General features: G+C 64.6%; 10 protein-coding genes. 6 read left to right on the top strand and 4 right to left on the bottom strand.

Going from position 1 to position 12,795, the window contains the following annotated elements:
• Nucleotides 1-148 precede the first annotated feature (148 nt).
• The 3 genes from AC16DP_RS43000 to AC16DP_RS42990 all read left to right on the top strand — a co-directional run bounded on the left by AC16DP_RS43000 (nucleotide 149) and on the right by AC16DP_RS42990 (nucleotide 2,985).
• Entirely contained in the window at nucleotides 149-1,060 is a 912-nt protein-coding gene (locus AC16DP_RS43000) for a hypothetical protein (protein WP_329730404.1), read from the top strand.
• A gap of 222 nt (nucleotides 1,061-1,282) precedes the next feature.
• Complete coding sequence (locus AC16DP_RS42995) at nucleotides 1,283-1,774, top strand: toxin-antitoxin system YwqK family antitoxin (RefSeq protein ID WP_329730405.1); 492 nt, start codon at nucleotides 1,283-1,285, stop codon at nucleotides 1,772-1,774.
• Nucleotides 1,775-1,944: 170 nt separating this feature from the next.
• Nucleotides 1,945-2,985 carry a TIGR04552 family protein gene (locus AC16DP_RS42990; RefSeq protein WP_414640747.1) on the top strand — a complete coding sequence of 347 codons (1,041 nt, stop codon included), beginning with the start codon at nucleotides 1,945-1,947 and terminating at the stop codon, nucleotides 2,983-2,985.
• Between the two features lie 80 nt (nucleotides 2,986-3,065).
• Here the strand turns inward: AC16DP_RS42990 and AC16DP_RS42985 are convergent, their stop codons facing one another.
• The 4 genes from AC16DP_RS42985 to AC16DP_RS42970 all read right to left on the bottom strand — a co-directional run bounded on the left by AC16DP_RS42985 (nucleotide 3,066) and on the right by AC16DP_RS42970 (nucleotide 8,932).
• Nucleotides 3,066-5,018 carry an Ig-like domain-containing protein gene (locus tag AC16DP_RS42985; RefSeq protein WP_329730407.1) on the bottom strand — a complete coding sequence of 651 codons (1,953 nt, stop codon included), beginning with the start codon at nucleotides 5,016-5,018 and terminating at the stop codon, nucleotides 3,066-3,068.
• 262 nt (nucleotides 5,019-5,280) lie between these two features.
• Nucleotides 5,281-6,924: a signal recognition particle protein gene (gene ffh / locus AC16DP_RS42980; protein ID WP_329730408.1), complete on the bottom strand. Its 1,644-nt coding sequence runs from the start codon at nucleotides 6,922-6,924 to the stop codon at nucleotides 5,281-5,283.
• A gap of 159 nt (nucleotides 6,925-7,083) precedes the next feature.
• Nucleotides 7,084-7,302, bottom strand: a complete 219-nt coding sequence (locus AC16DP_RS42975; RefSeq protein ID WP_329730409.1) for an MbtH family protein — start codon at nucleotides 7,300-7,302, stop codon at nucleotides 7,084-7,086.
• Nucleotides 7,303-7,342: 40 nt separating this feature from the next.
• A complete protein-coding gene (locus tag AC16DP_RS42970; protein ID WP_329730410.1) occupies nucleotides 7,343-8,932 on the bottom strand; it encodes an MBL fold metallo-hydrolase in 1,590 nt (529 codons plus the stop codon).
• Nucleotides 8,933-9,083: 151 nt separating this feature from the next.
• On the opposite strand from AC16DP_RS42970, the gene AC16DP_RS42965 reads away from it, so the two are divergent.
• The 3 genes from AC16DP_RS42965 (at nucleotide 9,084) to AC16DP_RS42955 (ending at nucleotide 12,708) form a co-directional block, all read left to right on the top strand.
• Nucleotides 9,084-9,950 carry a 5'-nucleotidase gene (locus tag AC16DP_RS42965; RefSeq protein WP_329730411.1) on the top strand — a complete coding sequence of 289 codons (867 nt, stop codon included), beginning with the start codon at nucleotides 9,084-9,086 and terminating at the stop codon, nucleotides 9,948-9,950.
• Between the two features lie 106 nt (nucleotides 9,951-10,056).
• The gene (locus AC16DP_RS42960; protein ID WP_329730412.1) at nucleotides 10,057-11,088 is read left to right on the top strand and encodes a nucleotidyltransferase domain-containing protein; all 1,032 of its coding nucleotides are present in this window, start codon (nucleotides 10,057-10,059) and stop codon (nucleotides 11,086-11,088) included.
• A 27-nt stretch (nucleotides 11,089-11,115) separates the two neighbouring features.
• The gene (locus AC16DP_RS42955) at nucleotides 11,116-12,708 is read left to right on the top strand and encodes an MBL fold metallo-hydrolase (protein ID WP_329730413.1); all 1,593 of its coding nucleotides are present in this window, start codon (nucleotides 11,116-11,118) and stop codon (nucleotides 12,706-12,708) included.
• The last annotated feature ends 87 nt before the right edge of the window (nucleotides 12,709-12,795 follow it).

The following is a 12,795-nucleotide window of genomic DNA, read 5'->3' as shown; positions in this document are numbered from 1 at the left end:
TTCTGGGGAATGCGTCGAAGGCCGTGTCGACATTCGTTGACACGTCTGGAGCGCCGGGACTAAAGCCGCGCGCTGCAGGACGGAGGGGGGCCTGAGTGAGTGGCCGGCGGCCCGCCTCGCGACGTATCCATTCAGGAGGAAGTCGAGAATGCAGCTTCGCAAGATGACGTTGATGCTCGCCACGCTGGGCGCGATGAGCATGGTGCTGACGGGTTGCCCGGACGGTGGCCGTGAGAGCCTCGATTGTACGGCGGACACGGACTGCATCGCGGATGAGATCTGTCACCCGACCGCCAAGGTGTGCGTGCAGACCTGTACCTCGGGCGCTGACTGCCCCGAGTCCTCGAAGACCTGCGACGTGGTCAGCTCCACGAACAGCACGAAGGTGTGCCAGTGCAGCACGGACGCGCTCTGCCAGCGTGACGAGCGCATCAGCGATGCTTCGGGTCTGAAGTGCTCGACCGTCTACAAGGTCTGCACGGGCGGTGGCACGACGCCGGCCTGCACCAAGGACACGGACTGTGGCTCGGGCCAGGTCTGCAACACGACCACGGGGACGTGCAGCGCTGCGCCCACCACCTGCTCGGGTGAGGGCAAGGCCACCTGCGCCTACGGTCAGTTCTGCAGCAGCAACACGTGCGCGGCGGTCCCCGCCCCCACGTGCGAGAACTACCAGAACTTCACCGCGAAGAACGAACTGGGCACCACGGGCCCCATCATCTTCAAGGCCGTGACGACGAGCGCTGCGGTGGACACGAACTGGTGCACCTCTGCGTCGACCCCCAAGCGCGTGAAGGTCACCGTGTCTGCCTATGCCAGCACTCCCTTCCCGCAGACCAAGGATGAGCTGAACGGCCTGTTCTATGTTCGGGTTGCCGGCACCAAGGTGGATGGTTCTGACACCATCAGCAGCTCGGCGGGCAATTACACAGTGACTGGGACCAACCGTGAGCGCGCGGACTTCATCATGAACTTCTGCGTTGCGGAGGCCAGCAATACGCTGTCCCTGGGTGTCTACTTCACTGGCGGCAACTTCTTCTGCTACCAGGCCAACTACTGACGCCCCACGCATGAGCGGTTGCGGATTGCTTGGCAGCCGCTGCGGTTTTCTTGGAACCCCACCCAGTGTGTTGCTGGGTGGGGTTCTGTTTTTTGGACGTGGTAGGTTTGTAGCTCAGCGCCGGAGGGGTTCCGCATGGAAATTCGGTATGAATTTGTGCCGGGTGGGAACGTCATGAGGAGTGAGCACACGGGACTCCGGCGTACTCATCAAGGAGAGCACATGCTGCATTCGAAGCTGACTCGCACGCTCGTTGTTGGACTGACGCTTGCCACCTCCGTGGCGTTTGCTGAGGGAACTGCGGCCAGCACCCCCAAGCTGGCGTGCCCGGCCGGGACGAAGCAAACCGGCAATGTGAATGATGGCCTCTACTGCCGGAAGATCGATGCGAAGGCCGGTAGGAATGACGCGCATGGGCCGTATGCGTCTTTCTTCCCCAATGGCAAGAAGAGCGCCGAGGGGCAGTACGTCGATGGGTTCCGCGCCGGCCTGTGGACCTTCTACAGCGAGGACGGTCAGGTCAGGGGCAAGACGGAGTTCCAGGGGGGCAACTACCACGGCAAGCACGTGGAGTACTTCCCCAACGGAAAGCAGCGCTTGGTCGAGGAGTTCGCGAACGGCAAGCGCAACGGTCTTTCCCAGGAGTTCTCCGAGGACGGCAAGCTCGTTCGCCAAGCCCAGTACCGTGATGATCAGCAGGTCGCCGAGAAGTAGAGCGGCTGCCTCGCGGTAACTTCCGGAAGGCCCTCTCCAAGCAGGCGGAGGGCCTTCTGCTTTTCCGGAAGCGCTTCCCTCGATGAGCGGGCTCGGCTAGAAGCCGAGTCGTGAAGTTCCCGCCCATTATCCCACAGTTGTCCGATATCCCCGTTTGCACCGTGGCGGACATGGGCCTCCGCGAGCTTGAGCGCATCCGGCTCATCCTTCGAGGTGGCTCGGTCATCGACTGGCGGCGGATGCACTTCCAAAGCCGGGACGAGGTCGACCGTTTCCTCCGGCTCTGTCAGATCGACACCTCTCGGCCAGAGGACGAGGCCTGGGCTCGTACGGTCCTCGCCGATGCCGTCGAGTATCTCCGTCAGACCTTTGACTACCGGGTCGCGGACGCCGTGGCGGACCCGGAGGAGATCCATGATCTCTTCCTCTATGCCTCCGGCGTGAAGGGGCTCCCGAGACATCGCCGCATCGCTTGTATCGTGCTCAAGGTGATGCACGTGCTCCAGCACATCGAGGGCCGGGACCTGATGCATCGCCTAGCGGTCTCAGAGGCAGAGCTCTCCGAACTGGTGACCGCCAAGGTGTTGGGTGTAGCGCAGCTGCTCCAGGACAAGGGGTTGCCAGTTGTCGAGTTCGCGCATTCCATCAAGTCGCGCGAGTCCCTCATTACGAAGCTGCTGGCCAAGAAGGAAACGGTTGCGGCCCAGATCTATGATCGGACGCGCTTCCGCATCATCACCCAGAAGCCGGCGGACATCGTCCCGGTCCTATACTTCCTGACACAGCACCTCTTTCCCTTTAACTTCGTCGTCCCTGGCCAGACCGAAAACACGCTCGTCTCGTTCAAATCAGTCCTTGAGGAGAATCCTCACCTCCAACAGTTCGCCCAGCATCTCCATCTGGACCTCGATTACGAAGACCGCGAGGAGCGTACTCGTAACCTGTTCTCTGGGAACACCTACCGGGCATTGAACTTCGTCGTGGATGTTCCTGTTCGGATGGATACGTATCTGCCACAACCAGAAGAAGACACGCGCGAGCGCAAGAACCGGACAGTCTTCACGCTCGTGGAGTTCCAGATCATGGACGAAGAGACTGCCCGTCAGAATGAGGAGGGCGAGAACGCCCATAAACTCTACAAGCGTAGACAGAAGCGGCGTGTCTTGCGCCGCCTGTCCCGTGGGCTTGTTGTTCCTAAGCGGCAAGACTGAATTTTATCCTGCCGCTTTCACCGAACTCCGAACATTTTCTGTGAGAGAGGTTTGTGGTAATTGTTCAGGAACTGAGGGAGCTATTCATTGTAGCGCTGCACGTAAGCATATTCCCCCAAGCCGCCGCTCCCTGCCGCATTGCGGCCCTCGGGCCAAACGAGTACAGGTCTCCCGGTTGAGTCGAGTATAAGTGCTGGTTGTGCGCTGCTTTTCTGACTCTGGTTCATGCCATCTTTGCCAGTTAGGCTATTCCAAGATTTGCTGTCCCAGTAGCTTGTAAACAGATGCATGTAACCTGTCTCGGCTATTCCATCGAACTCTGTCCAAGTAACGAAAAGTTTGCCAGAGGGTGTGGCTCGGAGCCGCGTCTGTGCTGCATAGGTGTAACCACTATATGCACTCAAGGGGCTTCCAACCCGATCCCAAGATTGTGGACCAGTGGAGCGGAAAATTTGGATGTCTCTAGGTCCATCAAAGTAGGACTCTTCTGCCCAGGCTAGATACAAGTTGTTCTGAGCATCAATAGTCAGCGAGCAGTCGCTGGCTGGTGTTGCTCCTGTGGATACGCTGAGACCACCAGAGACGTAGCCGTTGGTGTCGTCGCCGTAGAAGGGTGGAACCGCAAAGGCCCAAGATCCGTCTGACTGCATGCGCATGACGTAGATGTTCGTAGGGAAGTATTCCTCTAGCGTCTGTTCTTGGAAGGCCACGATGGGGTATCCATTGTTGTCCAATACGAGCGAGGGTTTGGTGGCGCTGGTAAACTTGAATACGGCACTGACTAGGCCCCCATAAGAGCCCACGCTAGTGAATGCTGCTCCATTGACGGACTTCCAGACGTAAATAGATGAGAATTCATCGATGTTCATCTCATCCCAGGCAACGTAGATGTCGTTTCCGCGTATCGCGAGCGAGGGGTTGCGGGCGGGCGTCGCAACCGGGCTGGAACGCGTGTCATTCTCGGCGGATAGGACTCCTGCTCCCACGGACTGCCAGGCGGTTCCCGTCCAACGTCTGATGTAGATGTTCTCGTTGAACCCGTCCGATTCCTGCCATGCCACGATGGGGTTCCCGCTGCCATCGAGCACCAGGGCAGGTTTGTAGGCGGAGCCGCTCGACGTCCCGTTCAGCGCACTGCCGACCGGAGTGAACGCGTTACCGTCCCAGCGATAAACGAAGATGGATGCCCTGCCTCCCGCAGTGACCTCTTCGCTCCATGCCACCACCGGGTTGTCCTGGCCATCAAGGGCCATGGCGGTGTCTTTCAGGAGCGTATTGCCGCCCACTGCATGCAGTGGTCCTCCGAACGAGTACCAGTGCGGAAGCTGAAAGCTCCATGACGTGCCCGGAACGACGAGGGCGTTGCCGGCTGAATCAGTGATGCCGTTGCTCAGGCCGATCGAGATGGTGGCGGGCAGGGGGGGCTTCACCTTGGGGGCGAGCGTCAGCGTTCTGCCGTCGCTCGAAAGCGAGAGCGTCTTCTCCGCCAGCACTCCAGAGACGGTGAAGCTCACCGTGGTGTCGTTGATTGTCGTGGCCTTCACCGGCTTCGAGAAGAGCACCTGGATGGGCGTGCTGTACGCCACATTGGTCGAGCCAGGGGCCGGTGAACGCGAAGCGACCTGCAGGTTGGTACGGTCGACGATGACGGTGACGGGCGCGCTCGAGAAGGTCCGGCCCGCCTTGAGGGCACGCGCTGTCACCGTGTAACTGCCCTCGGGCTCGGCCGTGGTGTTCCAGGTGTAGCGATAGGGCGAGTCAATGATCGCGAACTCCGCCTCATTCTTGTAGAGCCGCACCAGGTCAGGTGTTCCTCCACGCACGTCGACGGAGAACTCAACGCTCCCGCTCGTGTAGAACGTGCCCGTCGGGGTGGTGATCGTGACGGACAACTCCGTGGAGGGTGTTCCTGAGTCGGCCGGGTCAACTCCCGCGTCCGGCGTATGGGGGCTGTGATCGATCTCCGGCAGCTGCAGGCAGGCGGACATCAATCCGGCGAGGACCAGGGGGATGTAACGTTTGAGGGTTGGCATGCCACTCCGCAGTGCAGGCTCCATTCCAGGTGCCTGGGGCTGAGTCTCGGGCTCTTACGCTCGTAAGCCCCCGAAACGACTCGCGGAGAATGCCTCACTCCACTCGGGCCGTGAATCCACCCACGGGCTCCGTCTCGCTCCCAGGATGCACCGTCCGCAGCACTGGACTGCCCTGGTCCCTCGAAACACCCGCGCCGCTCCAGGAGGCCCTCCTGGGGGCTTCCCGAGCGGCGCGTGGGTGACACCGGAGCCGCGACTGCGGCTACTTCTTCTTCCGGTTCTTCTTCTTGTTTTCCTTCTCGCGCTTGCGGCGCTCCTTGATGGCGTCCTTGTTCTCGGGCTTGCCCGCGGCCGAGGGCGGCGCGTAACCCATCATCCGCGCCTTGGCCATCGCCGCCTGTCCCATCGGCGCCGTGTAGCCCGGGGCGATCTGCGGCATCTGCATCGGCATGCCCCCCATCCCCATCCCCGCCATCGCCTTCTCCATCATCTTCGGGTCTTTCCCGAAGATGCTCGACATGTCCATGTTCTTCATCTGCGCCAGCTGGCCCATCTGCTTGAAGCCAGGGATGCGCCCCAACAGGCCCGGGTTCTGCCCAATCGTCCCCATCACCTGCTGCATCATCCCGAACTTCTGCAGCAACTCCCGCACCTCTTCCGTCTTGCGGCCGCTGCCCTTCGCGATGCGCTTCACCCGGCTGTCGTTGATCAGGTTCGGACGCAGCCGCTCCTGCTCCGTCATCGAGTCGTACATCGCCTCGATCTTCGTCAGCTCCTTCTCGTCCGGGTTCAGGTGCTCCGTCATCTCCCCGAACAGCGGGAACTTCTCCAGCAGATCCTTCAGCGGACCCATCTTCCGCACCATGCGGATCTGCTCGACGAAGTCCTTCATCGAGAAGTTGCCCGACAGCAGCTTCTGCGCGTCCTCCGCCGCCTTCTTCTCGTCGACGACGCCCTCGAAGTCCTTCATCAGGCCCACGATGTCGCCGAAGCCCAGAATCCGGCTCGCCAGTCCGTCCGGGCGGAACTCCTCGAGCTTGTCCATCGACTCGCCCATGCCCAGGAACTTGATGGGCTTGCCCGTCACTTCCTTGATGGACAACGCCGCGCCACCGCGTGCATCACCGTCCAGCTTCGTGAGGATGAAGCCGTCCAGGCTCAACCGCCGGTCGAACTCGGCCGCCGTGCGCACCGCGTCCTGGCCAATCATCGCGTCGCACACCAGCAGGATGTTGTCCGGCCGCACGTTCGCCTTGATGGCCTCCAGCTCGGTCATCAACGCCTCGTCGATGGCCAGGCGGCCCGCGGTGTCGATCAGCACCACGTCGCACTTCTGCTCGCGCGCCGCGGCGTACCCGCGCTTCGCCAGCTCCGGCGGCGGCACGTTCGGCTCGAAATACACCGGCACCTTCAGCCGCTCGCCCAGCACCTTGAGCTGATCCACGGCCGCAGGACGGTAGATGTCCGCCGCCACCAGCAGCGGCTTGCGCCCCTCCTTGAGCAGCTTGCTGGCGAGCTTGCCCGTGGTCGTCGTCTTGCCCGACCCCTGCAGGCCCACCATCATGATGCCGCTGACCTGGTCCTTGGGCTTGAGCTGGATGCTCGTGTCCACCGGACCCATCAGGGCCTCCAGCTCGTCGTGGCAGATCTTGACGAAATGGTCGCCCGCCGAGACGCGGTGCTTCTGGCCGGCCTTGTCGGTCACGGTCGTCTGCACGACCTCCCCAACGGCCTTCTCGCGCACCCGCGCGACGAACTTCTTCACCACATCGAAGGCGACGTCTGCCTCGAGCAGGGAGACGCGGATGTCGCGAAGCGACTCGTCCACCATCTCCGGGGTGATCTCTCTCTTGCCCGCAAGGCGGTTCTTGGCGGCTCGGAAGCCCTTGGCGACGGTCTCAAGCATGGCGGTCGCTATATAACAGCGCAGGCCAGGACGGGATGCCCAAGTGCGTCCGGTCGTCCACCAGTCGAGAGATGGGGGCCCTTCACCCCAGGCCACCCGGCTCCCAGGCCCCTGGGGGAGCCTGCCGCCCGGGCCGGACGGCAGGTCCTACCTACCCCCTCAGTTGGGGCGCGACTGCGCTTCCATCTTCTTGCGCAGGCTCAGCGGACGCATGTCCGTCCACACCTGCTTGATGTACTCCAGGCACTCGGCCTTGGGGCCCTGCTTGCCCGCGTCCTTCCAGCCCGGCGCGTTCTCCCGGTCCGCCGGCCAGATGGAGTACTGCTCCTCGTGGTTCATCACGACCTTGTAGACGGTCGTATCCTCGGTCTCGCTCATGGTTGCGTGCTCCTACAGGTGAAGAGGGGAAAACCGGACGTCAGAAGAAGAGCTCCGCCTGGATGTAGGGCAGCGAGGCGGTGATTCCCTTCTCCTGGCACCACGCGAGCATCTTGCGCGCCTCGACGAGCTGCGGCGAGTTCTCGTGGTAGCCCATCGCCATCACGTGGCCCATCCAGGGCTCGCGGCCCATGGCGTAGATGTGGACCTGCTTGGGGTTGATCCGCCGGGCGATCTCGATGGCCCGCTCGGCGTTGGAGCCGTTGAGCCGCCGCGACTGATCCATCTTGCGCGGCAGCGGCGCGGGCATCAGCGGCCCGTACATCCAGCTCAGCGGCCCTCCCTCGGACTCCATGCCGAGGAACAGCACGTCGATGTCCCCCACGGCCGCGTGCACGTGATCGTACAGGCGCGGCTCGAGCGCGTTGGAGTCCGCCGCCATCAGCAACGAGCGGCCCTTCAGCTGCACCAGGTGCGCCAGCTTCGCCTGGATGTCGAGGTCCGCGTGCTCGCCAATGAAGGGCACCCCCGTGATGGAGCCGCCCGGCACCTCGAGGGACTCCAGCTCGGACAGGGTCACCACGTTCTTGAAGCCCACCGCCTTCAGCATCAGCTTGAGCGAGGGGTCCGCCAGGCCGCCACCATTGCTGGCCGGAACCACGACGGTGCCGATCCGCTGGCGCAGTTGCAGCAACGGCTCGAACATCAGGTGGTCCGCGTGCCCGTGGGTGATGAGCACGTAGTCGATCTTCTCCGGCAGATCCGCGTGCGTGTAGCGCGGCAGGTCCGTGGGGAAGTCGTAGGAGATGACCGGATCCGTCAGGATGCTCACGTCGCGCGACTCGATGAGCACGCAGGCGTGGCCGATGTAGCGCACGCGCACGCCGTCACCGTCGTACCGCGGGGCCGGGCGCGGAGCCTGGTCCGTGAAGAAGGTGGAGAAGAGCTCGGCGTCCCTGGCGCCAATACCCAGGGCCTCGCGGATGGCGTCCACCGAACCCGGCGTGCGCCGCATGGCGTAGAGCTGGTTGATGGCCTCGTGACGGAAGGGCAGGTGCACGTGGAGCGTGTCCTTGTCCGAGTCCAACCGCGGCGTGCTGAAGACGTACGGCCGCGCGTCCCCCTTCAACAGGCGGAACGACAGGCTCTGCGAGGACTCCTTGTAGTGCGGGCTGCGGTAGAGCAGCGGCTCGAAGAAACGCGCCGACGCCCGGTTGTTCAGGTCGTACATCAGCTCCACGTACCCCTGGAGGATGTCCGGCACCTTCTTGTACAGCTCCTCCAGCGAGCTTCCGTTGGACGGGGCCAGCAGCTTGTCCAGCTCCGCCACCGCCTGGGCGAACCGCAGCGTCGCCGCCTGCTCCTTGCGCGTCCGCTCCAGCAACTCCTTGACCTCGCCCGCCCGCTCGACGCCGTAGTTGAGATAGGGGCCTCCCGCCAACGCCGGGTTCTTCAGCGCCGCCACGTGGATGGCCGGGTTGGCCACGAACGACTCCATGATCTTCACATGGTGGTTGGCCACGTACAGCGGCGCGGTCGCCGGCGCGATGAGGTACCACCACGCGTACCACTGGTTGTACAGCGGCTCGACGGCGACGTTCTGCTTCAGGTACAGCGCGGGCTGGGACACTCGGCGCTCCTCGGGCCCCCAGGCGCCCGATGTGATGAGGGGTGGCGGGATGATGAAAGACCCGGAAGCCGGGAGCAAGGGGGGGCTCGCGCATCGGCTCCCGGGACTCGGACGAGGGCAGGGGAGGGGCCCTGGGGTACCCTCTGGCCCCATGCTCTCCTCGAAGAAACGACTCGTTCCGCTGGCTGGCTCCCTCGCGGCGCTGGCCCTCTTCGCCGGCTGCGATACCTCGGGGACTCCTCCGGACGGCACCCCCTTCGGCAAGACGCAGGTGCTCCTCAACGGCTCGAAGGACTCCGTGCGCACCGAGGAGACCAACCTCGGCGACCTCACCGCCGACGCCTACCTCTGGTTCGCTCGCAAGACCGATCCCTCCACCGTCCTCTCCCTCCGCAACAGTGGCGGCATCCGTGAGTCCATCGACGCCGGGGAGATCAGCCAGCTCGACATCGAGAAGAGCCTGCCCTTCAACAACGCACTGGTGCTCGTCACCGTCACCGCCGCACAGCTCGAACAGGTGCTCGAGCACGGCGTGGCGGCCACCGCCCCCGACGTCTCCCCGGGCCAGTTTCCCCAGGTGAGCGGCCTCCGCTTCGAGTACGACGCCAGCAAGCCCGCCCAGGTGTTCGACCTCGATGGCAACCTCGTCACCGAGGGCCAGCGCATCCGCCAGGCCGCCATCGTCGATGGCTCCGGCAACGTGGTGGATACCCTGGTGTCCAACGGTGCCCTCGTCGGAGAGCCCGACCGCACCTTCCGCATGGTGACGCTCGACTTCGTCGTCGCCCTCGGAGGCGACTACTACCCGTTCCCCCTCTTCGAATCCCAGAACGCGGCGCGCTACAACCTCGTCGCGCTGGACACCACTCCCAACAACCAGGGCTTCAACGACGTGGGCCGCGAGCAGAAGGCCTTCGCGGACTACCTCGCCGCCACCTGGCCCGCCTCCGGTCCGGGCTACGCCCAGGCCGATACGCCCAGGGACGCCGACACGCGCATCAGGTCCGTCGGCCCGTGAGGAGCGCCCGCGGCGTCCGCTCGCTCTCCGTGCAGGCTTGCTGCGGATCCGGGGAATTCACACTAGGATGCCGGCCTCGCCTTTGGCCGCTCTGAGGGAGTCACGGATGGAGGAAGAGTTCTCGCTCGTCGGCATGACGGAGGACATGGGGATCAACTCCGTCCTCTTCGGCTTCATCGGCCTGTGCCAGATGGCCTTTCCGCGGCGCCTCCGGGCCTGCTTCCTTCTCGGCAGCCACGCCACCGGGGATGGGGTCGCCGATAGCGACCTCGACCTGCTGCTCGTCTTCAAGGAGCGGTTCCAGGAAGGGGAGGTGGAGCGCCATGAGCACTTCCGCCGCTCCGTGGGCATGATGGCCCGTTACCCCCTGGACGTGAGCGCCGTGGACGAGGTCCGGCTGGTGGCCGAAGGCGCCGTCAACCTCAAGCGGGCCTCCCTGTTGCTGGCCGGCGAGGACATCCGGGAGCGCGTCCCCTTGATGCCCCTCGAGCAGTGGCTGCGCTTCTGCATGCACCGGCCCTACATGTTCATGGAGCGCGCCCGCGCTCGCGCCGAGGGCGAGCCCCTGCGCTACCCGCTCGCCTACCCGGACCCGCGGGGCGAGCTCTATGGCTATGACCACTCCGCCGTGCTGGATGCCCAGGGCCTGCCGCACCGGGGCTTCAAGGAGCTGGTCACCCTGGCCAGCCGGCTCGCGGCCGCCGAGGTCGCTCTGGCCGGAAAGCACGTGTTCTCCAAGCGTGACGCCATCGAGGCGCACCGCCTGCACGTGAACAACGAGCGGACTCCCCTGTTCGAGCAGATCCACGAGAGCCGCAAGCGCTGGGGCTACCGGGTGCCGGACGCCCCCGAGGACCAGGCGCATCTGCGCTCCCTCTGTGCCCGCATCCTGGACGCCGAGAACCACTTCCTGGGCCTCTACAAGGACTACCTGCTCGCCGAGCTCCAGCGCGGAGAGGTGCGCGACCGCGTGCAGGCCGCCCGGCGCCTGGGGGAGATCCTCTACCCCGGCCCCGAGGTGCCCGCCGCCCTGACGCGGCTCCAGGAGGCTCCCGAGCCCGAGCTGCGCGAGGCCGCCCGGGAGTCGCTTCGCCTCATCGAGCGCTACGCCGTCAGCCGGACCCCTCCAGCGGCCTGAGTCTTCGATCCTTCCTCCGAGGTGTGGATGTCCTCGCCCGCGCTGTACCTGAAGCAGAACGTCGTCACCGAGCCGCTCTACAACCAGTGGTACGCGTGGTGGTTCCTGGCCTCGCCCATGACGGCGCCCCTCTTCGTGGCCAACCTCCATGTGAAGATCATGGAGTCCTTCGTGGACAACCCCGCCATCCACGTGGCCGCGCTCAAGAGCCCCGTGCTGCGCGGCGGGCCCTACATCAACTACGGCGTGCAGCAGGTGGATGCCGTCAAGGCGCTGCTCGAGCGCACCCTCAAGGAAGAGGCCCTGTCCCTGCGATACGCCGAGGCCGTCCTGGAGCTCGAGAAGCTGCTGGACTCGGCCGAGGGCTTCTCCCTGGAGGAGCTGTACCCGCGCGTGCCAGACCTGCTCCGCGGCTATGTGGAGCTCACCTATGACATGAAGAACCGGGCCTCGCCCCGCTTCTTCGAGTCGCTCCTCTACCGCAGCCCCTTCCACCGCGAGTCCTCGCAGAGCCTCTGCATGCGGCTCATCCACGGCGACGCCCGGCCCTACGTCTTCAGCACGCCTCGGCTGGACACCCAGGACGGCAGCCTCCAGGTGAAGGTGCCCTACCGGCACGCGGCCCTCGACCAGCTCTACGCCATGCGGCGCACCCCCGGGCCCGTGGAGCCCGTTCGCGAGGCGCTGGGCATCGAGCCCCGCGACGCCGAGCTCTTCTCCTCCTTCTTCACGGAACAGCCGCCGCGTCCGGCCCCGCGCTATGACGGCGATGGCGTCCGGGTTCGCTATTTCGGCCACGCGTGCGTGCTCATCGAGTCACGCCACGTCAGCCTCCTCACGGATCCCGTCGTCAGCTACGACTTCCCCACCGACATGCCCCGCTACACCTTCGCGGACCTGCCGGAGAAGATCGACTACGTCCTCATCACCCACGGCCACGCGGACCACTTGATGTTCGAGCCGCTGCTCCAACTGCGCCATCGCATCGGCACCATCGTGGTGCCCGCCAACAACGGCGGACGGATCGCGGACCCCTCGCTCAAGCTGATGCTCAAGCACGCCGGCTTCCACAACGTGGTGGCGCTCTCGGACCTGGAGTCCCTGCCTCTCCCCGGTGGCGAGCTCATCGGCCTGCCCTTCATCGGCGAGCACGGCGACCTCGACATCCAGGCCAAGATCGCCCACCTCGTCCGGCTCGAGGGCAAGAACCTGTTGATGGCCGCCGACTCCAACGCGCTCGAGCCGCGCCTGTACGAGCACGTCCATCGCGAGGTGGGGAACATCGACATGATGTGGCTGGGCATGGAGTCCGAGGGCGGTCCCCTGAGCTGGATGTACGGCCCCCTGCTGCCCTCGCCCCTGCCTCGCAAGATGGATCAGTCGCGGCGGCTCAATGGCTCCAATGCCGTGCGCGCCATCGAGATCGTCCAGCGGCTCAAGCCCGGCCAGGTCTTCATCTACGCCATGGGCCGCGAGCCCTGGCTCGGCCATGTCATGGTGATGGGCTACCACGAGAACTCGCCGCAGCTCGTCGAGTCCCGCAAGCTGCTCGAGTACTGCCGCCAGCACGGCATCACCGCGGACATGCCCTACGGCCAGGCCGAGCTCTTCCTCCGCTGACGGCCAACGCGCGCCCCACCGCATGTCCCGGGACTCTTCCTCCGTCAGCTCGTGGAGCGCCAGTTCGTGGCTGCTTGATGCTCTTGG

Source organism: Archangium sp. (assembly GCF_057119385.1).
The sequence above is the reverse complement of the archived record's forward strand: the minus strand, read 5'-3'. Positions and strand labels throughout refer to the sequence as shown.

Excerpts from the sequence above, each read along its gene's own strand:
- AC16DP_RS42975 (WP_329730409.1), bottom strand. The coding sequence starts at position 7,302 with ATGAGCGAGACCGAGGATACGACCGTCTACAAGGTCGTGATGAACCAC.
- ffh (WP_329730408.1), bottom strand. The coding sequence starts at position 6,924 with ATGCTTGAGACCGTCGCCAAGGGCTTCCGAGCCGCCAAGAACCGCCTT.
- AC16DP_RS42960 (WP_329730412.1), top strand. The coding sequence starts at position 10,057 with ATGGAGGAAGAGTTCTCGCTCGTCGGCATGACGGAGGACATGGGGATC.
- AC16DP_RS42990 (WP_414640747.1), top strand. The coding sequence starts at position 1,945 with ATGGGCCTCCGCGAGCTTGAGCGCATCCGGCTCATCCTTCGAGGTGGC.
- AC16DP_RS43000 (WP_329730404.1), top strand. The coding sequence starts at position 149 with ATGCAGCTTCGCAAGATGACGTTGATGCTCGCCACGCTGGGCGCGATG.
- AC16DP_RS42955 (WP_329730413.1), top strand. The coding sequence starts at position 11,116 with ATGTCCTCGCCCGCGCTGTACCTGAAGCAGAACGTCGTCACCGAGCCG.
- AC16DP_RS42995 (WP_329730405.1), top strand. The coding sequence starts at position 1,283 with ATGCTGCATTCGAAGCTGACTCGCACGCTCGTTGTTGGACTGACGCTT.
- AC16DP_RS42985 (WP_329730407.1), bottom strand. The coding sequence starts at position 5,018 with ATGCCAACCCTCAAACGTTACATCCCCCTGGTCCTCGCCGGATTGATG.
- AC16DP_RS42965 (WP_329730411.1), top strand. The coding sequence starts at position 9,084 with ATGCTCTCCTCGAAGAAACGACTCGTTCCGCTGGCTGGCTCCCTCGCG.